This window comes from Ruegeria sp. CL5, assembly GCF_056536485.1.
Window position 1 is genome coordinate 1 of record NZ_JBQFPS010000012.1, and the last position, 22,154, is coordinate 22,154.

Genomic DNA, 22,154 nt, shown 5'->3' on the forward strand with positions numbered 1-22,154 from the left:
CGGATGATCTCTGGGCTGGTTTTGAAGTACTTAAAAGAGGCAGGTCTGGTTATGGGCAAAAGCTACGAAAGCCCCCTGCCCGCCTTAAGGCAAGTTCTTCTGACAAGACCGTTTAATGAACTGGACGCATTCTATTTGCGAAAGCTGGTTCTACAAAATTGAGAGTGTTGAGTACGTTTCCGAAGCTGGCTAATTGAAAGCCAAAAACCACCTCTTCCTAGATAGAAATTTCCGGTTTGGGCTCCGAGCCGCTGTTCACTGCGGTACTCACAATTGACCGCTCGCAGCCTAGACGACCGGAGTGTGCCGTTAACTAGACTTTGCAAAGTCTGCTTTCAGGCAGGCGTACGAGTTGTGTTGTTTGGCTTATTGATACGGCGATCGCTCAACCAGAGATCGCTTCACATAACCCCCCTACTGCGATGTTCGCGGTTCGTTACGAGGTCGACAAAAATCCAATGATTGCAAAACTTGCGATTCAACACGAATGTCAACCTTCGCGACCATGCGGAACTAGCCGCAATCCGTTGGGTGCAATGCATGGACTTATTTGTTGGAAGCGCGGGCTGCCAGACAAGATCGGTCGTGAGACCCAACCTGTCTCAAGTCAGCTTCTTAAGCTCACTGGAAGGTTTGCTGAATGTTTGTTGACGTCTCAATTAGCGCTTGTTCGATGGTTGCTTTTTGCCGTGCAAATCGCGTCGTTGGTACTGGAATTGAGATCGCGTGCAGGTCTCCGACCCAGTCGACGAAAGAAAATCCGATCGCTGACACGCCGGCAGAATGCTCGTCCAAATCATAGGCAAGGCCCTTTTCGCGGACTGTATCAAGTTCGGAAATGAACTCATCCAAGTTTCTTTGGATACCATTCCTTTCCCATTCGTTCTGGATGAGCTTATTCGCCGCTTCTCCACCAAGTTGAGCGAGACAAGCTTTCCCATTTGCAGTGGTGGTCAGCGGAAAAACCTCACCCACTTGCGATACGGTCGTCAATCGATAGACGCCTGGGACCTGATCTAAGAAAACCATGCCGATGCCGCGCATCACAGCGAGGTCTGTGGTTTCCCCGGTCTTTTGGGTCAGTTCCGTCAAAAGCAGCCGGCAGTGTTCGACGATGCTGTACTGCGCGGCGCCCGCGAGAGCGCTTAGTTCGGGACCGAGCCTCAAGCCACCCCCATTTGCATCTGCTATGACAAGTTTTTCTTCAGCAAGTGCACTTGTGATTCTCTGTACCGTAGAGCGGGGCAGGTCAACACGCTCGGCGATTTTTCCCAAGCTCATTCCAGATTGGTTTTCTTTCAGAACACGCAAAATCGAGGCTGCTCTGGAAATGACCTGAATGCCACCTTTATCCGCTTTTTCAGACATTTAACCTACCTCATCCCGTCTTGGCATCGTAGCACTGGATACCTAGCGATTTTTAGTGTTGTATCACAATGCGGTGCAAGTCAACCGTATAATGAGTTTATAGTTGACCGCAATGCGGTGCGTATGCATCATTATGCGGGACAGGTGGGGAGGCCACCCAGACAATTGAGAAGCGAACACCGCCGCGTTGCCGGCGAATAGAGGAGATATGCCCAATGGTCGAAATCCGCGGCATTGAGTTTCAGGCAAACACCGACAATGACATGGGGCTTGAGTTTTATAACCTGAGCCACAGATACGGGTTTCAGTGCCCCAACTGGCCCTATTTCAAGGACGTCCAGATCGACCGAAAGCACTATATGGCCAAGTCTGGCGTGTTGTCTCAGACGATTACCACGACGATGCACGTGACCACGCATATTGATGCACCGGCGCATGTCGTTCAGGGAACGCCGTTCATCGACGAGGTGCCGCTCCCCCATTTCTTTGGCTCGGGTTTGGTGGTCTCTGTACCCAAAAAGAAGTGGGAGCAAATCACCGGAGATGATCTGGAGAAGGCTTGTGGTCACGCAATCCGCAAAGGCGATGTGCTGATCATCAACACCGGCTGGCACAAGCAGTATGAAGATGGCGACTACTTTGCTTATTGCCCGGGTCTCGTTCCTTCTGCTGCTGAGTGGATGATCGAAAAAGGTGTAAAAGTCGTTGGGCACGACACCCAGGCAAACGATCACCCGCTGGCAACTGCCATCGGTCCGCAGCGAAACGGTCCGATCATGCCTCATCTCGAAAAAGAGTATCTTGAATGGTCAGGCGGGACACCGTGGGAGGTTGATTTCCCCGAGTGGGAGCCAGTGCACAACATGCTGTTCTCCAAGGGTATTCTCGGAATTGAAAATGTCGGTGGGGATCTGGATGCGGTGACTGGCAAGCGTTGCACTTTCGCGTTCTTCCCGTGGAATTGGGACCGTGGCGACGGCTGTATCATCCGATTGGTGGCGATGATCGATAAGAACCAGTCGTACCGCATCGAGGCTGGCGAAGATTTCTGAACACTCACGGACCGGTCGCCGGTTCGCCGGCGGCCGCCTTTAACCTTGAGCGGAGACGGACATGCATTTGAAGCGTTTTAAAGACGCCCAACCCTACGAAGCACCGAACCATTTTGGGTGTCATGGGCTTCGCTTGCAGGGGTTTGAGGAAGGCGGGCCGACAAATCAGTGGATCGGCTTCAGTCAGTTCCTGCCGGGCGGCGGTGCAGGACCGGACTCTACGCCTTTTGAGAAAGTCTACGTGGTCTTGGAAGGCGAGATGACCGTCATCGTTGATGGCGCCGAAACCACGCTTGGTCCGATGGACAGCTGCACGATCGCCCCGGGCGAAGTGCGCAAAATTGAAAATCGCGCCAACCAAATCTGCAAAATGCTGGTGGTCATTCCGTATCCGCCAGAAAGCTGAGGACGAAAAGAATGTCTGATCCACTCAAGATGTTTGACGTTAAGGGAAACGTCGCGCTGATCACCGGAGCCTCGGGTGCCTTCGGGGTGGTGGCCGCGCGTGTCCTCGCCGGGGCTGGTTGCAATCTGGTACTGGCTGCAGGCAACCAAGATGCGCTCGATGAGATTGCCAAAGAGTGCGAGGCACTTGGTGCAACGGTCGTCGCAATAAACACGCGCCCGACAGACGAGGCGTCATGCGAGGCATTGGTCGACGAAGCCATCAACAACTTTGGTAAACTCGACATTCTCGTTGTCGCGTCCGGTATGAACAAAGTTGCGCCGATCAACGAAATGGCGCCGGAAACCTTTGACGCAGTGATGGATGCCAACGTGAACCAGAGCTGGCTTTTGGCGCGCGCGGCGGCGGCGCACATGAAGGTGAGCGAATATGGCAAGATCATTTTCGTCAGTTCCGCTCGTAGTATCCTGGGCCACCCAGCCGGCTACACGGCGTATTGCGCGTCAAAGGCTGCCGTGAACGGGATAACCAAAGCCTTGGGTTGTGAGCTGGGTCCAACAGGGATTACCGTCAACGCGATCGCGCCGACGGTATTCCGTTCGCCTTTGACCGCTTGGATGTTCGAAGAAACCGACGAAGCGAAGGCGGTGCGCGATGGCTTCCTGACCCGGGTTCCCAAAGGACGACTAGGTGAGCCAGAAGACCTTGCAGGTCCGCTCCTTTTTCTCGCGTCGCGGGCATCTGATTTTTACACCGGGCATATCCTTCATGCCGATGGCGGATACACGGCGGGTTAAAGAATGGTGCGCAAGAAACAGCAGATAGCGGTAATTGGCGCGGGGCTTATGGGGCACGGTATCGCCCTGACCTTGGCAAAAGCAGGTCAATATGTCGCCATCACAGACCCCGTTGAAGAGGCGCGAGCCACCGTGACTGACCGCATCCGAGCCAGCATGGCCGCGATGGGGGATGACGAAGTCACAATCACAAAGACCCTCAAGATGATTGAGATCTTTGCGACGACTGAAGGTGCGGTTCGAAATGCTGACGCTGTATTCGAAGCCGCGCCCGAAAAACTGGAGCTTAAGCAAGCGATTTTTGCTGAGATTGAAGCGCATGCACCAGAGACCTGCATTCTCGCATCAAATACTTCGGTGATGCCGATCACTCAGATCATGTCTGAATTGCGACTGAAAAGCCGCGCGTTGGGAACGCATTGGTGGAACCCTCCGCACATGATCCCTCTGGTCGAAGTCATCAAGACAGAATGGACCGACCCCAAGATCGCGCAGACGATGTTCGATTTGTTGAAGGATGCCGGGAAAACTCCGGTGTTGGTCGAAAAGGACGTGCCCGGCTTTATCGGCAATCGACTCCAACACGCGTTGTGGCGCGAAGCGGTCAGTCTGGTGGAAAACGGGATATGTGACGCGGAAGCGGTTGATACTGTGATCAAGTCCAGCTTTGGGCGGCGATTGGCGGTCCTCGGTCCGTTGGAAAACGCGGATCTGGTTGGCACCGATCTGACGCTCGATATCCACGAAAACGTGCTGCACGACCTTGAGACGCAAAAAGGCCCTTCATCCTACCTGAAGTCGCTTGTCGAAGCGGGTAAGCTGGGCATGAAAACCGGTGAAGGGTTCAAAAAATGGGCCGAGGGCGAGGCGGATCAGGTTCGCCAGCGCGTCGCGACACATCTGAAAAATCTCGAGAAGACTTTGTAAGATCAATCAAACACTGGCGGGAGGCCGGTGAAGGGAGGACGCAATGAAAAGGACTTTTAAGACGGCCACAAGGCGCAGTTTCCTAGCCGGAGCCACTGCAGCAATCGCTGCTCCGGCCATCCTCCGGGCAACGCGTGCCTATGCCGCAAACCCGACGCTAAGGATTGGCAACGTCAGCCCACGCACCGGTCCATTGGCTGGTTTCGCTGAGGCTGATGAATATGTGCTTCAAGCCATTCAGCAGGTTTTCTCTGCCGGTTTGGATAACAACGGAAAGACCTGGAATGTCGAGATCATCTCAAAAGACAGCCAGTCCAACCCCAACCGCGCAGCGGAGGTCGCCGCCGACCTGATCCTAGGTGACGAGGTCGATATTATCGTTGCGGCTTCAACGCCGGACACGGTGAACCCTGTTGCTGATCAGGCAGAGATCAACGAAGTTCCCTGCATCACGACCGACTGTCCTTGGCAGCCATATTTCTTTGGTCGCAACGGCGTTCCGGGCGAGGGGTTTGAAACGACCTATCACTTCTTCTGGGGTTTGGAGGATGTGATCGCAGCGTTCCTTGATATGTGGGACAAAACTGGCGTGACCAAGACAGTGGGTGGTCTTTTCCCCAACGATGCCGACGGTAATGCTTGGGGCGATGCGGAACTGGGCCTGCCCAAACCGCTCGCCGCAGCTGGCTACACGTTGACCGATCCCGGTCGCTATCAGCCTCTGTCCGACGATTTCTCAAATCAAATCGCAGCTTTCAAAGCAGCTGGTTGCGAAATCGTAACAGGCAATATGATCCCACCGGACTTTGCAACATTCTGGGGCCAAGCCGCCCAACAAGGGTTCAATCCCAAGGTCGTTACAATTGGTAAAGCACTGCTGTTCCCCTCTGTAATTGAATCGCTGGGCGACCGTGGTGACGGGTTGTCGACCGAGGTCTGGTGGTCCCCGCATCATCCTTTCTCGTCCTCACTCACCGGCATTTCCTCGAAAGACCTTGCCGAAGGTTATACAGCAGAGTCGGGTCGACCTTGGACTCAACCCCTTGGCTTTAAACACGCTCTGTTCGAAGTCGTCGCGGATGTCATCAAACGGGCTGATGATCTGGAAGACCCGTCTTCGATCATTTCGGCAATCACGTCCTCCAACCTGAACACAATTGTCGGGCCGGTGAACTGGGGTGATGGGCCGATGAACAACGTCACCAAAACTCCGCTGGTCGGTGGCCAGTGGCAGAAGTCCGGAGACGCCTATGAACTGCAGATTGTTGCGAACAGCGCCGCGCCCGAAGTTCCGATAACGGCAGACATTAAACTGCTGGGCTGACCAGACATTCGGCGCCAATCTTGGCGCCGAGCCCTCCATCCGAGAGAAACATGACGACAATCTTGAGACTCCAAGACCTGAGCAAGGCATTTGGCGCGGTCACTGTCGCCGATGCCATGAGCTATGAAGTCCAGCAAGGCGAGGCACTCGGGGTAATAGGCCCCAACGGCGCTGGCAAAACCTCGATGTTCAACTTGATCACTGGGACGCTCAAATCCAATTCCGGGGTGATAGAATTCAGTGGGCAGAACGTCACCAAATGGAGCGCGGCAAAGCGCAGCCATGCGGGCATCGCGCGTTCTTTTCAGGTCCCGCAGCCATTTTCTGGCATGACCGTTTTCGAAAACGCAATGATCGCCGCGACGCAATCAGCCGATATGCATGGACACCAGGCCGAGCGCTTTTGTCTGGAGGTTCTGGGCCAAACGGAACTGCTTCCCAAGGCAAACGTCTTAGCGGGCAGACTGACTTTGTTGGAACGGAAACGCCTGGAACTGACACGTGCGCTATGCGCTAAGCCTAAATTGCTGCTGTTGGACGAGATTGCCGGTGGTTTGACCGAAGCCGAGTGCAAATCCCTGGTTCAGACCATCAAGGACATCCACGCCGCTGGCGTCACCATCATCTGGATCGAACATGTTGTGCATGCGCTGCTGGCCGTCGTGGATCGTCTGATCGTCATCGACTTTGGCAAAAAAATCGCCGAAGGCGAGCCACAGGCAATTATGGAAAGCGCTGAAGTCAAGGAAATCTATCTGGGGATCGAAGCCGATGCCTGACTCAATTCTTCAGACACGCGGTTTGAACTCATACTACGGCGATTTCCAAGCGCTCTATGATGTCGAATTGGACGTCGGAGAGGGAGAAGTTCTGGCCATCATTGGTGCAAACGGCGCAGGCAAGACAACCCTGATGCGATCAATCACCGGGTTACTGACGAACGGAGTGGATCAGATTCACTACCGGGGTCAGGATATCAGCCGGCTTCGCGCAGACGAGGTTGCAGAACTTGGCCTCGCCATGGTTCCGGAAGGTCGCCAGTTATTCCCATCGTTGTCAGTCAAAGAAAACCTAATTATCGGGGCTCAAGTTGATCGCTCAGGCCCTTGGGATCTGAAAGCTGTCTATGATCTGTTTCCGATCCTTAAGGAGCGCAAAGATCAGGCCTCTACATCGCTGTCGGGCGGTCAGCAGCAGATGGTCGCCATCGGACGTGCATTGATGGCCAATCCAGATCTAATCCTGTTCGACGAAATCAGCCTTGGGCTGGCACCGATCATCATCAAAGACATCTACGAGGCGCTACCGGGCATCATCGGCGAAGGCATGAGCGCGATCATCGTCGAACAGGACATAACCAAGGCACTGTCGGTTTCAAGCCGGGTCTACTGCCTGCAGGAAGGGCGCGTTTCGCTGGAAAGTGCGTCTGACACCGTTTCGCGCGAAGACATTTCGCGCGCGTACTTCGGGATCGATTAATATGGAATGGCTGAACGCTATCGTGCAGGGAACTATACTGGGTGGGCTTTACGCGCTGTTTGCTGCTGGCCTGTCGTTGATCTTTGGCGTCATGCGGCTCGTCAATATTGCCCATGGCGATTTGATCGTGCTGGCCGCGTACCTAGGGCTGACCGTGACGACCGCGACTGGGATGCACCCGATGGCCGCGTTGGTGATTGTTGTTCCCGCTATGGCACTGATTGGGTATACCCTTCAACGCGGTCTACTGAACCAAACTCTGGGCGACGATATTCTTCCACCGCTGCTTGTGACTTTCGGGCTAAGTGTGATTATCCAGAACGTGTTGTTGGAGGTCTACACGGCCGACCCACAAACACTGAATGCTGGTTCGCTGGAAACAGCCAGCGTCGCAGTAGGCGGTGTGACCCTCGGGATATTACCGCTCCTGACCTTCGGGATCGCCATCGCTGTGATCTGGGGGCTGCAATGGACCTTTTATCACACCGCGCTTGGTCGCGCGTTTCGGGCCGTATCCGACAATCAAGACATCGCGCAGCTCATGGGCCTTAATCGTCGGCACATCTTTGGGTTGGCTATGGCTCTGGCGCTGGGCGTGACAGCAATCGCCGGTATCCTGCTTGGCATTCGGACAAGCTTTGATCCTTCGATTGGCGGGGGCCGCCTGATCTTTGGCTTTGAGGCTGTCATTATCGGCGGGCTCGGCAACCTTTGGGGCACGCTGGTTGGCGGCGTTATCCTTGGCGTCGCGCAAACCATCGGAGCCAAGATTGACCCGGGCTGGCAGGTGCTTGCCGGACATATCGCTTTCCTTGTCATTCTTGCCGTTCGTCCGAACGGCCTCTTCCCGAGGATTTCCGGATGAACCTGCAGGACTATTCCGTATCTCGATCGTCAAAAGCAGCACGGGTTGCCGCGATCCTAGCCGCAATCGGTTTGCTTGTTCTGATTGCAGCGCCCTGGTGGGCAGGCCGCGCCGACATGCGTCTGATGGGAGAGCTGTTTCTTTACCTGTCCCTGGCCACTCTCTGGAACCTCATGGCGGGTTACGCCGGTCTCGTCTCTGTTGGTCAACAGGCCTATGTAGGCTTTGGTGGCTACATGCTCTTTGCACTTACGATGTTGGGTGGGCTGAACCCATTGGTTGCTATTGCAGCCGCAGGCGTGCTGGGGGCTTTGATCTCGATCCCGGTGGCTGTTCTGATCTTCAGGCTTCGGGGCGCATATTTTGCCATTGGCACCTGGGTCATCGCAGAGGTCTTTCGGCTGAGCTTCGCGCAAATTTCCGCGCTCGGCGGAGGCTCAGGATCCTCGCTTCCCGTTGCCATCGTGAAATCGTTGGCGTCCGGTCGTGCGATGCGAGAAGCGCTGAGCTATTGGCTGGCGCTCGGTGCCGCTGTGCTGGTGGTGACAGCCGTCTATCTCTTCCTGCGCTCGCGCCAAGGGTTGGCGCTGACGGCAATTCGCGACAATGAACTGGCCGCCGGAAGCCTCGGCATCGATATCTGGCGCACGAAGTTCATTGTGTACGTTGTCACATCGGCATTCACCGCAATGATCGGCGCGCTCATCTTCTTGCAAAAGCTGCGCATATCGCCGGATGCGGCGTTTAGCGTCAATGACTGGACCGCCTTCGTCATCTTCATCGTCGTAATTGGCGGTATCGGAACCATTGAGGGGCCAATTATCGGCACTCTCGTCTTCTTTGCGCTGCGCGAAACGCTGGCCGACCTCGGAACAACTTACCTTATTGTTCTCGGCGTCGTTGCGATTGTCGTGATGCTCAAAGCACCTAAAGGCATCTGGGGCGTGATCCGGAGCCGCTATGATCTGCAACTTTTCCCGCTGGGCTATCGCGTAAAGCACATCGGACAATCCAAGGAAAACTGAACCTATGGCCCGTCAGAAAAAAACGATCATCACTTGCGCCGTAACAGGAGCGATCCACACACCCACTATGTCGGATGCGCTGCCCTACACTTATGATGACGTCGCGCGGCAAGCGATCGACGCTGCCGAAGCGGGTGCATCGATCTTACATTTACATGCGCGCAACTCCGAGAATGGCTCCCCATCGGTCGACCCGAATGATTTTACGCCATTCCTGCCGCGCATCAAACAGGCAACGGATGCGGTCGTGAACCTCTCGACCGGAGGGTCGCTGACTCTGTCCATTCAAGACCGGATCAATCCGGCCAAAACCTTTAGCCCCGAAATGTGCTCGATGAATATGGGGTCGATGAATTTCTCTTTTCACCCATTGGCCAACCGGTATAGCGACCACGACTGGAAGTTTGATTGGGAGAGGGACTATGTCGCGAATTCCGATCAGAACATCTTTCGCAATACGTTCCGGGACATTCGCGAGGCGGCTGAAACACTCGCGCCACATGACATCAAATTCGAACATGAATGCTATGATGTCGGTCATTTGTACAACTTGAAATTCTGCATGGATATTGGGCTGTTTAAGGCACCCATTTTCATTCAGTTCATCTTTGGCATCCTCGGCGGCATCGGGGCCGAAGTCGACAACCTGATCTTCATGAAACAGACGGCCGATAGGCTGTTCGGTGACGATTACCGGTGGTCGGTGCTGGGAGCGGGCGGCTCACAAATGTCGCTTGCCACGACGGCAAGCCAGATGGGCGGCAACCTTCGTGTTGGCTTGGAGGACAGCCTGTTCATCTCTCGTGGAAAACTGGCCGAAAGCAACGCTCAGCAAGTCGCCAAAATTCGACGTATTGTAGAAGATCTGGGCAGTCAGGTCGCAACTCCCGACGAAGCGAGAGAAATTCTGGATTTGAAAGGAGGAGACCGCGTCGCATTCTGAGGATAGGGTGACAGGCATCAACTTATATCGAGCGACTTGATAGTTTGAAAATTTTGAAACACCGAGGAGATTGAGCCATGCGAGTGGAGATTTTGACCTTCAGCGCGCTTCTGACAGGACTTACGGCCGTACAGGCTCATGCGCAAAACGCGCCCCAAGACATCACCAATCTATTATTCAGCAACCGGTCCGGAGACTGTGCGGATTATGCGGGAGTGTATTCCGCTTCAGTGGAGGACGTAACGCGCCAAAAACAGTTTAACTCTGAAATCGAAACATCGGCAAATAGCCAGCACTGCACCCTCAAGACCAACGGTATCCCCAATCATGATTTCAACGGGCCTACCGCCAACTTCGCTAACAATGTACGCGAATTGCCTGGCACTTTTCGGGTTCCCAGAAATCCGGAAAAGGCCCGCAACCAAACCGCGCTGTCGCAACGGAGTTACGATGCCATTTTGTTGAATGGCGTGCCGGTCGATTTGCTTTCGGCTGAGTGTTATCGCCCGAGCTGCCCGCGAGCAGATAAGAACGGCAATGTGTTGGCAGGGTGTCGAGACACTGATCCTTGGCTGCTCGATCCGCCGTCTTACGATCAGTGTTTTGGCGTAGATCTTCACAATGCTCACGCCCAGCCCGATGGGAGGTATCACTACCATTCCAATCCAAATGCTCTGTTTTTGGATCACGACCTTGATAAACCGTCACCTGTTATTGGCTTCGCAGCTGACGGTTTTCCGATCTACGGGACGATTTTCAAAGACAGCGACGGCAAAATTAGACCCGCGATCTCTGGCTATGAACTCAAAACTACACCACGCCCTGCTCCACCTACAGGGCCGGGTGGTACGCCGGACGGGACATATATCGACGACTACAAGTTCACCGGGGCTGGCGATCTAGATAAGTGCAATGGCATGACTGTGAATGGCCAGTACGGATACTATGTCACGACAAGCTACCCATGGGTGCTGAACTGTTTGGTCGGCAAACCTGACCAATCATTTGAAAAAAGGTGATCGTCACCCTGACTTCAGAGACGCAGTTTGACCTATCCTAGAGTAACCCACGCGCCTCGCGTTTATACAGCGTCTTTGGCGGCCCATACTCACGGGGAGGATCGGACCACCGCAACCCATTGCGGTTGATGAAGATCATCCCACTTAGAACACGTCGATCATCAACTCTCGGCTTGCCATAGCTCTTCGGAAAGTAAGGCTGAAGACGCTCCATCTGTTCTTCAGTCAGCCAGAATAGATTGCTCATGAAATACCCCTGAAACTCAGGGGCTTGAATCACGCAGCAGAGATGGCTGCAATCAAATTAATGAGTCCAGCGCCTAAACACCTCGATTTCCTCGGGCAAACCGCGAACAGAATGATAGCCAGTTGACTGGATACTATGCGCCATGTGCTTGGCGACTTTCTGTGTCACCAACATCTTTTCGTCGAGTTTCTTACACAGGTACTGAACCCGACTGGCCACGTTCACAGCCTGACCGACGACCGTGAAATCCAAGCGGTCCGGACTGCCGATGTTGCCAAAGGTGACGCGACTGAAATCAATGCCGACCACGAATTCAACTGGCTCTTTTTTCGTTTCGACGGCTGTTTCGTTATAGTCGCGCAGGTTGGCCAGGGCTTGTTCTGCCGCCTGCACCGCAGATCTGCACGATGCTTCCGCGTCGTCATCAATGTTGAAAACAGCAAGTATGCCGTCCCCCATGAATTTGAGAACGTCTCCGCCTTGTTGTTGGATGGGCAATGCGCCGGTTGGCAGTCATTGGTCCTGCGTGCGGAGAACATCTGTTTCGAGCTCGAAAGGCTTCATTCTGTGGTGAACTCCAAAGTCAGCACTAGTCAGATAGCGAACCTAAACAGTAACGCCGACTGCCTTTTGCAAGCATCGCCATTTTCAGCTTTGAGCACGCCGCTTTCAGAACCGGGTCAAAATACGGTACCGTTCAACCCATATTCGGCTTTGTATCATTCGCAAGAAAGCGTTCGCCCGATAAGACGGCATTGATTCCGGGTGTTGCCTTCTGCATCGATCGCGCCCATCGACCAGTTGTCATCTGTTCTTTGGGTCAACATCAAGAAACCGAATTCACTATTGCTGACTACGATACTTGCCAGGCTGCCAGCAACATCAACGTTGGTGGCAATATCGGTAGGCATTGGATCAAGCTGCGTTCCTCCATTGCCGCTTATCCCCTGCACTGGCCCGTTCAGTAAATCGATCGCCTGAAAGGCGTGGATGTGGCCTGACAAAACAAGGTTGACTATTTCAGGAATGACCCCACCGAACGCCGCCCGCTGCGTGTCGTCGCCATCAATTAGTTCTCCGAATGCTCGCATGTTCACCCAAAGTGGCCGGTGCGTCAGAATCCAAGCTTCGCCGCTGGCTTTCGCAAACACGTCTCTGGCCATTTGCCCGTAGACGTTTGACAAGTCGGGGTTGCTTTGCGGTGCCGGGCCGGCGGATGAATCGAACAAAATCAGATCAAGTCCATCAACAGAAGCGACCCACGGCAAGGTTACAACGGGGCAACTCGTGGGAACGAGCCCGGCTTCGAAATACCGAAACCACCCTTTGTCGCCGCGTCCACAGTTTTCGTGATTGCCCCTCAGAAAGACAAACGGGACGCGTCTGAACAGACTTTCCGCCGGACCCAGCCAGTCTGCGGACCAGGATTCGAAGGTGTCGCCGAAAGGAGATCCGCCGCATTTTTCTGGGTCCGGGCATTCCGAGGCCCGATACAGGTAGTCGCCAACATGGATAACCAGATCCGGCGATCTGGATGCGATTTCCTCAAGGATCGCATTCAACGGCCAAGCGGATGGGTCATTGCAGTTCTGTACTCTGGAGCCCCGAATTCGGCACCCGGTATCACCGATCACGGCAATCCGTCGTACGCTTGGATTGAGCGTTGGCAATGCGTTTCCTTCAAGCATTATCTTCTGAGCTATTTTCGACGCGCGGTATTCACAAACCAGATGAGGAAACTGGTCCTGCGGCATCGCTCGCCTATTCATTGCAACAGCCTGATCATCGATTTGCAACATGGGGCAATCAGACGAGGCGGAGACTGCTCTTATTATGATTTCGTCGTCGGGTCCGAGTTGAACCCAATGATGCAACACGTCAGCCTTGGAAGACAAAACCGTGAAACACAGACAAACCCATGCCGCGAGAATAAGTAAAGCGGTTCTGGTCAACATGCCGACTCCTCCTTCGGAAGATGCGGCAAGCTTAGGGGCGAGGCCCCGTAAGTCCAGTGAGTATCAAGCCCTGCTGATGCAAACGCAACAAAACGAACCCAGATCAGAACATCGGCAAAGGCGCCTTTGGGCTTCACCATCTGACGCGTCTCGCGGGTTTTATCGACAATAGCCTCCGACACGGGCGAAATACCGGTTGCGAAGAAAGCCGAAACAGGCTGCCTCCGAAATCACTGGCGACAATGATCTATTGCCTGAGCTGATTGATATCCGGAACGCAGGATTCTCGGGTTTCGGGTAACATCGTGGCTCCATCTGCGCGTCTTTGAAAAATGTTGTGGTGCAGAAGCTTGATTTTCGGATGCGTCAGCGTCCCGACGACTTCGAATGGCCAGGCGCTCCGCGACAAGGGCTTGCCGAGTTTTCGGGCCTCGGCCTGAATTGAAATCGTGTTCTTTATCCAATCCAGCTCGCCGTGGGCTACAAGCTGTACCTTTTCGGTTTCCGCAACAAACGAGCTGAATGAAACGTCACCGGCATCGATTTTGATCGGCGCGGCAAGGCAGGTAATTTTGCTGTACCCTTTTCTCAGCTCTTCGGAAAACAACCATGGAAAGATGCCCAGCCCAGACAATTCGAGAAGACTGGTTGAAATACCGCCATTTGACATCAGGATAGAGGCAGAGCCTTTCATCGAGTTAATATAGGCGTTGGCCGAGCGCCTGTTTCCAGTAAGCTCAAAATTTCCATGAAGTCGCCCGACTGCCGAGTATTTGGTATTAAACTCACTAAACAGGGTTGCCAGATTCCAATCCTTTATTGCGCCCTGAAGTGAAAGCAACTGCGGGCTCTTCACCATATTCATTTTCGCCGTAGCGGAGAAATGACCGCCATCATAGGCGACATCGACAGGCCCGAGCTGGGCAAGGCCGTTCTTTGCTTTCAGATGGCTGGACAAACTGGTTACTGCCTGTTCGCCCTCGATTTTCTTGATGTCAATGGACACATCGACATCCTGATCAAGCAGAAAATCTTCGAGCTCAATAAGATCGGTAGGTTTCCCTTTCGATGTAGCGCGTTTTGCACCACTGGTGCCGGGTTGGCGAAAGCTCTTCGCAATGCGAGAAACAACGGAAGTGGCGGCTGTCACGTCCTGGAGTGCGATGCTCTGACTCGAAACCTCGCCTTGCGTCAGAGGACGCGCGCCAGCCGTAGATGTCTCAAGTTTGGCGCTCAGTTCAGACTTGCCGGATGTCAGAGCAATGACACTTGAGAAATCGTCTTGTTTTCCGTTCGCGGTCAGGCCGATCTTTAACGGTCCGGCGTTGACTGATTTCTGGCCGATGGCCGCCAGAAATTGGGCGCTGTCTTTGACAGCCAGATTGAAATCGAAGGACAGGTTTTCAAAGTCATTTACATTGCCGAGTTTGGCCTTGGTCCTCAGTTCCCAAATTTCGGTATCAACTGTCTGCGCCTCGAATTCGTTGAGACTGAGGAACCCCTGTAAGTCATCCACTGAAAAGCTGCCTTCGATGCTGCCCAGAGACTTGGCACTAAGGTCTCGGAAAAACAGCGATGACGGGATCGACATCGAGCCGCTAAAGTCGATTTCTTTCAGACGCAACAGGTCTTTGATGTTGCCTTTGGCGACAAAGTAAGGCCGATCCTGCGGTCCCGCCTGCAATGCGATATTTTCCAGCATCAGGTTACCATTGTCAGCACGAAACAAGCGGCCAAATCGAACGGGACCGATCTGCTTCAATTCATTGTCAAACGCATTTGTCGTGAGTGTGAGGTCCTGAAATTCCAACGCTTCGTCTGTGCCGACGATGTGGGTCGAAAGGTCGGTCAGTTTTAAATCCTTCAGATCCGTGGCCGTTTCAGGCGGATCGCCCTGCGGATAAAAGCGCCCGTCGATAGCAATATCGATGCCTTCAAAACCGATCAGATCGTCGACAGAGCCCTTCGCCGTCAGCAATTGACCGTTCGAGAGGTTCAAAGCCGTGCTGAAATCCGAGACCTTCAATATTGGGTTCTGGTTCTTTACTTCAGCCGCCAAAGTTGCCCGACCTTCAATATCGCGGTCGAGTCGGAGAAGTTCGAGTAGATCGCCAATTTCGCCAGAGTCCAAAGTCAGCTTGCCTTCGAAGCCGCCACCGTTCTGCGCGGTGATGGGGCTTCCGTTAAAACCGAGAGTCATCGCACCGAAGTTCGCATTTGTCGTGAACGGTTGGCCTCGTGGATAATCACCTTTAATCTGAAAGCTCTGCCCGTTCATGGTTCCGTGGCTTGTGACAGTTGCACCAGAATTGTCGCCCAGTTGATCCAAGTGCAGGCTTGTTAATTTGAAATCGAATTCAAAACCTGTTTTTTCATTGTCCACAATCAGGTCAACCGAAGTGAAAGCCACAGTTTTGTCGCTCAGGAAATTCAGAATACCATCCGTGTCATTCTGTATCCCCGACGCTGTCGTACTGAGCTCAGGCCGATTGTCCGCCACCCAGCTTTGCGTTCCGTCTGTGTCGGTCAGCATCTGAACGTTCAGGCCATCAATGATAACGTTGTCGAAATCAATCTGGCCCGAAATCAACGCTGGAAAGTTAAATTCCAGTTCCAGAACCTCCAAGACTGCCAGGTTCACGTTCTCTACGGTCTCGCTAGGCACCACGACTTTTGTTGCACGAACGTGACTTGTTGCACCCAAAATGATGCTGACATCCCCTTCAATATGCACCGTCTGACCGATTTGTTCTGAAAGTATCTTCTCCAACATCGGAGTTCGAAGCCCTGAAAAAACAGGCAAGGCCAAAGCAGACCAAAGGAGCACGAAGAGAACAACGACGAGCAAGACAGCGCGTCCTGTTGTACGAAAAATCGCCGCCATAGACTCCCACCAGCTTTGTCGCACATCGCGAACGTTCTTGAATAATTTTGCACAAAGCGTACAGAACAGCCTTGCATGAAGAAACTAATTTGAGCCGTTTCGGAAATCGATTTATGGCATGTGGCGTCCTTCGCCAGAAACTAGTGAGGGACAGCAACAATAAAGTGCCCGCTATTCACGCTTAGCGGCTGCCACAGAACCGAGTTTCGAATGGCCGGTTTGCGCAACCATCGGATGATCGACAGCGTCATAACAAACCGCGAACATCGTTGAAGCGGTTTTATGTGAAGCGATCTCTGGTTGAGTATTGGCCATTCAGTGGAACGAGTACAAAAGGCTGCCTCGCGGACAATGCGGCCGCTCAATGGTCACCGGCGCGATGACCGCTTTCTTTCGAATGCAATCTTGGCCTTCTTTCCAACATAGATTGTCCAAACGGAGACTTTCCATAAAATTGGACCGTGCCTCAGCGCCCCGCTACAGAGGCCTGATAGGTGTCAAGCTCAGTGATCAGCTCAGTACCTGTAGGCGCGCCGTTTCTGGCGCAAAATTCAGACCACACCGCTCCGTAAGGCAGGTCCTTCAGTTCCTCTGTCACAACAAACCGGCTTGTGAAATCCAGCGCGTCCTCCGCTGCTCGCAAGCGACCCCAGGGCTTCAGAAGCGCCTGCAGAAGCGCCTTTTGCATGTTGCGCGTGCCGATCACCCAAGCGGCCGTGCGGCTGATCGTGGCGTCGAAGAAATCAAGCCCGATATGGGTCTTGCCCAACAGGTCGCCGCTGACCAGTTCATGTGCCATCGCCAGGATGTCATCGTTCAGGATGATCACATGGTCGCTGTCCCAACGCATAGGGCGCGACACGTGCAGCAGAAGCTCATCCAGAGACAGGGCCACGGCGCTTAGTTTGTCGGCGATATTCTCGGTCGGGTGGAAGTGCCCCATGTCGAGGCACAGCAGTGTCTTGTTGCGGATCGCATAGCCCATGTAGAACTCATGGCTGCCCACCGTGCAGGCCTCGACCCCGATGCCGAAAAGCTTGGATTCGACCGCATCCAGCATATCCGATTTCGCCTCGGCCAATATGGTGTCGAGCGAGGCCTCAAGCCGGGCCCGTGCCGCCATACGGTCGATAGGAAGGTCCTTGAACCCATCCGGAACCCAAATGTTGTTGATGCAAGGTAAACCAAGCGCGGCTCCCATCTGCGCCGCGATGTCCCGAGTGCGTTTCCCATGTTCGATCCAAAAGTCCCTGATGCCCTTGTCGGGGTGCGCCAACGTCAGGTTGTCGTCGGCCTTTTTATGGGCAAAAAAGGTCGGGTTGAAATCCAGCCCGATGCCGATGCCCTTGGCCCAGTCAACCCATGGCTCGAAATGGCGGTACTCGATCTCATCCCGGTCCGGGGTATCGTCTGTGTCCATATACATCGCGTGCAGGTTCAACCGATGTGACCCCGGGATATTTGCATAGGCAAACTCAAGATCCGCCCGCAGTTCGTCGGGGTTGCGGGCCCGGCCCGGATGGTTTCCGGTTGGCTGAATGCCTCCGCCCGAGGTGCCGGTCTGGTTTTCGAACCCGACCACGTCATCGCCTTGCCAACAGTGAACGGAAATCGGGATGTCGTTCAGACCCTTGATCGCAGCATCAGTGTCGACGCCCCAGTCAGCGAATTGCGCTTTGGCGCTCTCATAGCTCATAGACCGTCTCCCTATCGCGTGAAGGCCTGAACGTTGCCCGCGTCAACGTTCAGAATGTTACCAGTGGATTTGGCCGACGTTTCGGCGGCGAAGAAATAACAGGCCTCGGCAATATCTTCCGGCAGGACTGAGCGTTTCAGCATGGATCGGTTGCGGTACATCTCTTCCAGCCCCTCCTTGTCCGTGCCGTAGGTCGAAGCCCGCTGATCCAGCCAATCGCCTTCCCAGATCTTGGAGCCCCGCAACACCGCATCCGGGTTCACAACATTGACCCTGATCCCGGCCTCAGCACCTTCCAGCGCAAGGCAACGGGCCAAGTGGATTTCCGAGGCCTTCGCCGTGCAATAGGCCGAGGCATTGGGCGAGGCGGCAAGCCCGTTTTTCGAGGCCACGAAAACGATAGATCCGCCCATGTCCTGCACCCGCATGATCTTGAAAGTTTCCCGGCTGACGAGGAAATACCCCGTGGACAAGATGTCCATGTTCTTGTTCCAAAGGTCGAGGGATGTTTCCTCAACCGGGGCAGAGGATGCGACCCCGGCGTTCGAGACAAGGATGTCGATGCCGCCAAATTCGACGGACGTTTCAGCCAACGCGTTTGCCACGGCATTTTCATCCGTGACGTCCATCAGGACGGAGCACACGACGTCCTTGCCGAACTGCCGGGCCAGGGCCCCTTCCGTTGCGGTGAGGCTTTCGGGATTGATGTCGGCCAGCATAACACAGGCGCCCTCAAACAGGTAACGTTTTGCCGTTGCCGATCCTATGCCACCGGCGCCGCCGGTGATCAGCGCGACGCGACCAGCCAGCGATTTTGGTTTCGGCATGCGCTGCAACTTGGCTTCTTCCAACAGCCAATATTCAATGTCAAAAGCTTCCTGCTCTGGCAGGCCGCAGTATTCGCTGACGGCACTTGCCCCGCGCATAACATTGATCGCGTTGACGTAGAATTCGCCGGAAATGCGGGCCGTGCCCTTGTCCTTGGCAAAGGTGATCATGCCGACCCCGGGGATCAGGTAGACAACCGCGTTGGGGTCCCTAAGTGCAGGCGAGTCATCGTGTTTGCATCGGTTGTAGTAGGCCGTGTAGTCCTCACGATAGGCGGCGACTTGCCCGGGAAGGCCTTCAAGCACTGCGTCGATGTTGTTCTGGGCCGGGTCGAAGCAGACGACCAAAGGGCGGATCTTAGTGCGCAGGAAGTGGTCAGGGCAGGACGTGCCGAGGGTCGCCAGCGCCTCCATGTCCTTAGAATTCACGAACTCAAGCACCGAGTCGCTGTCGTTGAAATGCCCGACCATGTGCTGGTTGCCACTGACAAAGCCACGGATCGCGGGCATCAGCCGGGCGGCAACGGCCCGCCTACCTTCTCGGGCGAGGCTCTGGTGGAGCGCTCCGCCAAAGGCCGGAACATCGGCGGTCTTTTCGGCCAACCACTTGCTCGCGACGTTGATCACGTCGATGGTGCAGTAATAGCAATCTTTCGCCGTGTCAGCCCATGTGAACAATCCGTGACTTTCAAGGACAACGCCATCGGCATCCGGGTTTTCCAGGCAGAACTTTTCAAGCCACAGGCCCAGTTCATACCCTGGCCGTTTCCACGGCAGCCAACCGATCCGGTCACCGAAAATTTCCTGGGTCAGCTCCTTCGAATTCTTCGACGCTGCTATCGCAATAATCGCGTCGGCGTGGACGTGATCGACATGTTTGCGCGGCACATAGGCGTGCAAGGGCGTGTCAATTGAGGCCGCGCGCGGGTTCAGTTTGAAGGTGCAGTGGGGCAGATAGCCGACCATTTCATCTTCAAACTCGACCCCGCGATAAAGCCCCTTCAGCGCGTTCAGCTTGTCCATGTATAGCGTGGAGAAGCCGTCAAGTTTCATGGACCCGATGTCACCGCCGGAACCCTTGACCCAGAGCACCTCGACCTCTTTGCCGGACAGTGGGTCGGTTTCAATAACCTTCGCAGAGGTATTGCCACCGCCATAGTTTGTGACGCGCTTATCCGATCCCAGCGTGTTGGAGCGATAGAGAAGCAGTTCCGATTCGGACATACCACCTGCCACAGCGTCATCCCAGCGGTTCTCAAGAAGCTGATTTTCGATGGATTTCAACGTTCTGCCCTCCTCACGATGCAGCGGTCGGTACTGCACCATCGCATTTAGGCTTAGTAGTGTGCATCGTTATGTCAATCAAAAACAATCACAAACAGTCATTCTGCAATGCAGAATGATTGAAAGTGATCGAAAATGATTGACAGCTGCGGCGAATCTGCGCAGCGTGGAGTGAATGGGAGGTGGCTTTGCACGAAAAAGAACGCCATAGGATCATCATTTCTGCGGTGCAGGACCGCCCCGTCGTGACGGTTGGGGACCTGTGCACCTTGACCGGCGTGTCCGAAGCCACCATCCGGCGCGACATTTCAACACTTCACATGAAACAGAAGGTACGCCGTGTCAGAGGCGGCGCTGAGGCGATAACGCCACCGCAGTTCGCCGGGCTGGCGGGCCGTCCGTTCGTCGTCAACGAAACCATGAATATCGCAGCGAAGCAGGCGATTGCGCGCGCGGCGGTTGAGATGTGTAGCGAAGGTGACAGCATCATCATCAACGGGGGCACAACGACCTTTCAGATGGTGCATCCGCTGGCCAACCGCAGGATGCAGGTCTTTACCAATTCGTTCCCGATTGCCGAGCACCTGCTGAAGCATTCGAAGAACACGATCATGTTGTCAGGCGGCGCGATCTACCGGGAGCAGAACATAATCCTTTCGCCCTTTGACAACGACGTGACCCGCAACTTCTATGCAAAGCGCATGTTCATGGGGGCGCAGGGGCTGGGCCCCATCGGCCTGATGGAGGCCGATCCGCTTTTGATCCAGGCAGAACAGAAACTGATCGGACAGGCGGATGAGCTTATCGTTCTGGTCGACAGTTCGAAATTCGCGCAGCGCTCCAGCCTGGTGCTTTGCCAGTTGGACCGGATCACGACCGTGATCACCGACGAAGGAATCCCTGACAAGGCGGCGGCCATGCTAGAGGCTACCGATGTGAATCTGATCGTTGCCCAGTCGGGCAGCGTTCAAGAAAACGAGGTGGCCTCTTGACCGCCTCCGAAACCCGAGACCCAAACATGACTTTCTGGGAGGAACTATCATGAAGCGTCGTACTTTCACATCACTTGTCGCAGGGATGAGCCTTGCCGCCGGTATGTTTGGCACCACGGCGATGGCGCAGGACAACATGCGCATCGCTCTGGTCGTAAAAGCGCTTGGTATCGGCTTCTTTGAAGCGGCCGCCGAAGGCGCTGAAGAGGCTGCCGGAGAGCTTGGCAATGTCGAGATCATCTACACCGGCCCGACCGACACCACTGCGGAAGGTCAAATCGAGGTCATTAACTCCCTGATCGCGCAGGGTGTCGACGCCATCGCGATTTCGGCAAACGACCCCGATGCACTTGTGCCAGCGCTGAAACGCGCGATGGACCGCGGTATCACCGTGATTTCCTGGGACTCGGGTGTGGCTGAAGGCGGGCGCCAGATGCACCTGAACCCATCCTCGACACCACTGATCGGCAATACGATCATCAAGCTTGCCGCGGATCACATGCCGGATGGTGGTGAAGTCGCGATCCTGTCGGCATCGGCCACGGCAACCAACCAGAACGCCTGGATCGAGGCCGCGAAAGAGGTTCTTCCGAACTATGACGGCGTAGATCTGGTGGCCACCGTCTATGGCGACGACCTCAGCGACAAATCCTACCGAGAAGCACAGGGCCTCATGGCATCCTACCCTAACCTGAAGGCGATCATCGCGCCAACGACCGTTGGCATCCTGGCGTCCTGCCAGGCGGTGACCGACGCGGGCAAGATCGGTGAGATCAACGTGACCGGTCTGGGCCTCCCGTCCGAGATGGCAGGCTGTGTTGATAGCGGTGCAACCAAGAGCTTCGCGATCTGGAACCCGATTGACCTTGGCTACTCGGCCACCATGCTGGCGCATGCAATCGCCAACGGTGCTGAAACCGGTGCCGGTGCCGAAATCCCGATGGGCCGCATGGGCTCGGTGACGCTGGATGACACCGGCTCGGCAGCCATGGCTGATCCGTTCACCTACGACAGCTCGAACATCGAACAGTTCAAGTCGATCTTCTAATCTGAACGACGTGTCA

The 22,154-nt window shown here is 54.8% G+C and carries 19 protein-coding genes and 1 pseudogene; 13 read left to right on the forward strand and 7 right to left on the reverse strand.

Annotation, left to right across the window (positions count from 1 at the left end; all coding sequences use genetic code 11):
• Positions 1-621: 621 nt before the first annotated feature.
• Complete coding sequence (locus ACR0IU_RS17980; RefSeq protein WP_480717197.1) at positions 622-1,368, reverse strand: IclR family transcriptional regulator; 747 nt, start codon at positions 1,366-1,368, stop codon at positions 622-624.
• A 215-nt stretch (positions 1,369-1,583) separates the two neighbouring features.
• Here ACR0IU_RS17980 and ACR0IU_RS17985 point away from each other — a divergent pair, with 215 nt between their 5' ends.
• From ACR0IU_RS17985 to ACR0IU_RS18035, 11 genes are all read left to right on the forward strand, one after another.
• Complete coding sequence (locus tag ACR0IU_RS17985) at positions 1,584-2,420, forward strand: cyclase family protein (RefSeq protein ID WP_155150267.1); 837 nt, start codon at positions 1,584-1,586, stop codon at positions 2,418-2,420.
• Between the two features lie 61 nt (positions 2,421-2,481).
• Positions 2,482-2,826 (forward strand): cupin domain-containing protein, encoded by a 345-nt coding sequence (locus ACR0IU_RS17990; protein ID WP_480717198.1) that lies wholly within the window; start codon positions 2,482-2,484, stop codon positions 2,824-2,826.
• Positions 2,827-2,837: 11 nt separating this feature from the next.
• Entirely contained in the window at positions 2,838-3,623 is a 786-nt protein-coding gene (locus ACR0IU_RS17995; protein WP_480717199.1) for an SDR family NAD(P)-dependent oxidoreductase, read from the forward strand.
• Positions 3,624-3,626: 3 nt separating this feature from the next.
• Entirely contained in the window at positions 3,627-4,550 is a 924-nt protein-coding gene (locus ACR0IU_RS18000; protein WP_480717200.1) for a 3-hydroxyacyl-CoA dehydrogenase family protein, read from the forward strand.
• Between the two features lie 43 nt (positions 4,551-4,593).
• Complete coding sequence (locus ACR0IU_RS18005) at positions 4,594-5,874, forward strand: ABC transporter substrate-binding protein (protein WP_480717201.1); 1,281 nt, start codon at positions 4,594-4,596, stop codon at positions 5,872-5,874.
• A 50-nt stretch (positions 5,875-5,924) separates the two neighbouring features.
• The gene (locus ACR0IU_RS18010) at positions 5,925-6,653 is read left to right on the forward strand and encodes an ABC transporter ATP-binding protein (RefSeq protein ID WP_480717202.1); all 729 of its coding nucleotides are present in this window, start codon (positions 5,925-5,927) and stop codon (positions 6,651-6,653) included.
• Positions 6,646-7,353: an ABC transporter ATP-binding protein gene (locus ACR0IU_RS18015; RefSeq protein WP_480717203.1), complete on the forward strand. Its 708-nt coding sequence runs from the start codon at positions 6,646-6,648 to the stop codon at positions 7,351-7,353. Before ACR0IU_RS18010 ends, ACR0IU_RS18015 begins: the two co-directional genes overlap by 8 nt.
• Position 7,354: 1 nt before the next feature.
• Positions 7,355-8,218: a branched-chain amino acid ABC transporter permease gene (locus ACR0IU_RS18020; protein WP_480717204.1), complete on the forward strand. Its 864-nt coding sequence runs from the start codon at positions 7,355-7,357 to the stop codon at positions 8,216-8,218.
• Positions 8,215-9,243 (forward strand): branched-chain amino acid ABC transporter permease, encoded by a 1,029-nt coding sequence (locus ACR0IU_RS18025; protein ID WP_480717205.1) that lies wholly within the window; start codon positions 8,215-8,217, stop codon positions 9,241-9,243. The genes ACR0IU_RS18020 and ACR0IU_RS18025 overlap by 4 nt, the downstream gene beginning before the upstream one ends.
• A 4-nt stretch (positions 9,244-9,247) precedes the next feature.
• Positions 9,248-10,186 carry a 3,5-dioxohexanoate:acetyl-CoA acetone transferase gene (gene kce / locus ACR0IU_RS18030; protein ID WP_480717206.1) on the forward strand — a complete coding sequence of 313 codons (939 nt, stop codon included), beginning with the start codon at positions 9,248-9,250 and terminating at the stop codon, positions 10,184-10,186.
• Between the two features lie 77 nt (positions 10,187-10,263).
• Entirely contained in the window at positions 10,264-11,205 is a 942-nt protein-coding gene (locus tag ACR0IU_RS18035) for a YHYH protein (RefSeq protein WP_480717207.1), read from the forward strand.
• Positions 11,206-11,254: 49 nt separating this feature from the next.
• Here the strand turns inward: ACR0IU_RS18035 and ACR0IU_RS18040 are convergent.
• The 6 genes and pseudogenes from ACR0IU_RS18040 to ACR0IU_RS18065 all read right to left on the reverse strand — a co-directional run.
• Positions 11,255-11,452: pseudogene (locus ACR0IU_RS18040) on the reverse strand (transposase); the annotation flags it as partial.
• 57 nt (positions 11,453-11,509) lie between these two features.
• Positions 11,510-11,911: an adenylate/guanylate cyclase domain-containing protein gene (locus tag ACR0IU_RS18045; RefSeq protein WP_480717208.1), complete on the reverse strand. Its 402-nt coding sequence runs from the start codon at positions 11,909-11,911 to the stop codon at positions 11,510-11,512.
• A gap of 260 nt (positions 11,912-12,171) precedes the next feature.
• Entirely contained in the window at positions 12,172-13,407 is a 1,236-nt protein-coding gene (locus ACR0IU_RS18050; RefSeq protein ID WP_480717209.1) for a metallophosphoesterase family protein, read from the reverse strand.
• A 247-nt stretch (positions 13,408-13,654) separates the two neighbouring features.
• Positions 13,655-16,291, reverse strand: a complete 2,637-nt coding sequence (locus tag ACR0IU_RS18055; protein ID WP_480717210.1) for an AsmA family protein — start codon at positions 16,289-16,291, stop codon at positions 13,655-13,657.
• Between the two features lie 466 nt (positions 16,292-16,757).
• Positions 16,758-17,987, reverse strand: coding sequence for an L-rhamnose isomerase (locus ACR0IU_RS18060; protein ID WP_480717211.1), 1,230 nt, complete (start codon positions 17,985-17,987; stop codon positions 16,758-16,760).
• Positions 17,988-17,998: 11 nt separating this feature from the next.
• Positions 17,999-20,140 carry a bifunctional rhamnulose-1-phosphate aldolase/short-chain dehydrogenase gene (locus tag ACR0IU_RS18065; protein ID WP_480717212.1) on the reverse strand — a complete coding sequence of 714 codons (2,142 nt, stop codon included), beginning with the start codon at positions 20,138-20,140 and terminating at the stop codon, positions 17,999-18,001.
• 146 nt (positions 20,141-20,286) lie between these two features.
• Here ACR0IU_RS18065 and ACR0IU_RS18070 point away from each other — a divergent pair, with 146 nt between their 5' ends.
• Both ACR0IU_RS18070 and rhaS read left to right on the forward strand, forming a co-directional pair.
• Entirely contained in the window at positions 20,287-21,090 is an 804-nt protein-coding gene (locus ACR0IU_RS18070; protein ID WP_480717213.1) for a DeoR/GlpR family DNA-binding transcription regulator, read from the forward strand.
• Between the two features lie 49 nt (positions 21,091-21,139).
• On the forward strand, positions 21,140-22,138 hold the full coding sequence (gene rhaS / locus ACR0IU_RS18075) for a rhamnose ABC transporter substrate-binding protein (protein WP_058272419.1): 999 nt from the start codon (positions 21,140-21,142) through the stop codon (positions 22,136-22,138).
• The last annotated feature ends 16 nt before the right edge of the window (positions 22,139-22,154 follow it).

Coding starts and splice junctions, on each gene's coding strand:
- ACR0IU_RS17980 (WP_480717197.1), bottom strand. CDS start 1,368: ATGTCTGAAAAAGCGGATAAAGGTGGCATTCAGGTCATTTCCAGAGCA.
- ACR0IU_RS17985 (WP_155150267.1), top strand. CDS start 1,584: ATGGTCGAAATCCGCGGCATTGAGTTTCAGGCAAACACCGACAATGAC.
- ACR0IU_RS17990 (WP_480717198.1), top strand. CDS start 2,482: ATGCATTTGAAGCGTTTTAAAGACGCCCAACCCTACGAAGCACCGAAC.
- ACR0IU_RS17995 (WP_480717199.1), top strand. CDS start 2,838: ATGTCTGATCCACTCAAGATGTTTGACGTTAAGGGAAACGTCGCGCTG.
- ACR0IU_RS18000 (WP_480717200.1), top strand. CDS start 3,627: ATGGTGCGCAAGAAACAGCAGATAGCGGTAATTGGCGCGGGGCTTATG.
- ACR0IU_RS18005 (WP_480717201.1), top strand. CDS start 4,594: ATGAAAAGGACTTTTAAGACGGCCACAAGGCGCAGTTTCCTAGCCGGA.
- ACR0IU_RS18010 (WP_480717202.1), top strand. CDS start 5,925: ATGACGACAATCTTGAGACTCCAAGACCTGAGCAAGGCATTTGGCGCG.
- ACR0IU_RS18015 (WP_480717203.1), top strand. CDS start 6,646: ATGCCTGACTCAATTCTTCAGACACGCGGTTTGAACTCATACTACGGC.
- ACR0IU_RS18020 (WP_480717204.1), top strand. CDS start 7,355: ATGGAATGGCTGAACGCTATCGTGCAGGGAACTATACTGGGTGGGCTT.
- ACR0IU_RS18025 (WP_480717205.1), top strand. CDS start 8,215: ATGAACCTGCAGGACTATTCCGTATCTCGATCGTCAAAAGCAGCACGG.
- kce (WP_480717206.1), top strand. CDS start 9,248: ATGGCCCGTCAGAAAAAAACGATCATCACTTGCGCCGTAACAGGAGCG.
- ACR0IU_RS18035 (WP_480717207.1), top strand. CDS start 10,264: ATGCGAGTGGAGATTTTGACCTTCAGCGCGCTTCTGACAGGACTTACG.
- ACR0IU_RS18045 (WP_480717208.1), bottom strand. CDS start 11,911: ATGGGGGACGGCATACTTGCTGTTTTCAACATTGATGACGACGCGGAA.
- ACR0IU_RS18050 (WP_480717209.1), bottom strand. CDS start 13,407: ATGTTGACCAGAACCGCTTTACTTATTCTCGCGGCATGGGTTTGTCTG.
- ACR0IU_RS18055 (WP_480717210.1), bottom strand. CDS start 16,291: ATGGCGGCGATTTTTCGTACAACAGGACGCGCTGTCTTGCTCGTCGTT.
- ACR0IU_RS18060 (WP_480717211.1), bottom strand. CDS start 17,987: ATGAGCTATGAGAGCGCCAAAGCGCAATTCGCTGACTGGGGCGTCGAC.
- ACR0IU_RS18065 (WP_480717212.1), bottom strand. CDS start 20,140: ATGGTGCAGTACCGACCGCTGCATCGTGAGGAGGGCAGAACGTTGAAA.
- rhaS (WP_058272419.1), top strand. CDS start 21,140: ATGAAGCGTCGTACTTTCACATCACTTGTCGCAGGGATGAGCCTTGCC.